The sequence below is a fragment of the Streptomyces sp. PU-14G genome, assembly GCF_041028275.1.
GTDB lineage: Bacteria > Actinomycetota > Actinomycetes > Streptomycetales > Streptomycetaceae > Streptomyces.
The window spans coordinates 1-1172 of sequence record NZ_JASKYT010000759.1 but is presented as its reverse complement, the minus strand read 5'-3'; the positions used below and the strand labels follow the sequence as shown (position 1 = coordinate 1172).

Below are 1172 nucleotides of genomic sequence, written 5' to 3'. Positions count from 1 at the left end.
ACCGGTGACCGCGGCGCGGCAGCGGCGGCGGGGCCGCGGTGGCTGCAACGCTGCGAACTGCCCTCCGACGCCCGTTTCTTCGGGCTCGGCGGTCGGGCCGACGGGCCCCGGCTGCACTCGCGTTCGTACCGCCTGTGGAACACCGCGCCCGGCCCGTCGGGCACCGAGGCCGGCCCGCCGGGGCTCGCGCCCGGTGCCCGGTCGGTGACGATGCCGCTGCTGGTGAGCGTGGCGGACGCGGGCACGCTCCTCGTCTTCCACGACAACTCCTGGGACGGGCGGGTGGACCTGCGGGAGGGTGCTGAGGGCCTGGGCTCCGGGCACGACCGTCCGGGGCGGTGCGAGGTGCGGATGACGGGCGGTCCGCTGCGGTACTGGGCCGTGGCCGGCGCGCCCTCCCGGGTGCTGCACGGCTGGGCCGCGCTGACGGGCGCCCCCGCTGTGCCGCCCGGCTGGGCGCTGGGGTACCAGCACGCGCTCGGCGCCGCCGTCGACGAGCGGCGGCTGCGGCGGGCCGCCGAGGGCCGGAGCGCGCTCGGGCTGCCGCTGCGGGCGCTGCACCTCGACGAGGCGCCGCCCGGCTCGCACGGCTCTCCCGCGGCCGAGGCCCGCAAGGCGGGCGCGGGTCCTGCCGCCGGGCTGCGGCCTGGTGGGGTGCGGCCTGGCGGGCTGCGGCCTGGTGGGGTGCGCCTGGTGTCGTCTGTCGGGCCGGCGGTGCGGGCCCGGGCGGGTGATCCGGTCTTCGACAGCGGACGCGCGGCGGACGTGTTCGTACGGGAGGCGGGGGGTCGTGTGGTGCTCGGGGGCGCGCCCGCCGGTGAGGCGGTCTTCCCCGACTTCACGGACCGGCGGGTGCGCAAGTGGTGGGGTGCGCTGTACGCGGAGCGATTGGAGCAGGGGTTCGCCGGGGTGTGGCACACCGCGGACGAGCCCGTCTCGCTGTGTGCGTTCGGCGACCGGACGCTGCCGCGTTCGGCGCGCCACGCCCTGGAGGGCCGGGGCGGCGACCACCGGGAGGCCCACAACGTCTACGCGCTGACGATGGCCAAGGCCGCCTGTGCGGAGCTCAGGGAACTGTGTCCCGAACAGCGCCCCTTCCCCCCCCCCCCCCCCCCCCCCCCCCCCCGCTGTACGCGGAGCGATTGGAGCAGGGGTTCGCCGGGGTGTGGCAC

The 1172-nt window shown here is 78.2% G+C and carries 1 protein-coding gene; it reads left to right on the top strand.

The window, feature by feature from the left end; translation table 11 throughout:
* A partial coding sequence (locus AB8Z75_RS35185) for a TIM-barrel domain-containing protein (RefSeq protein WP_369209229.1) occupies nucleotides 1–1172 on the top strand: 1172 nt, incomplete at both ends.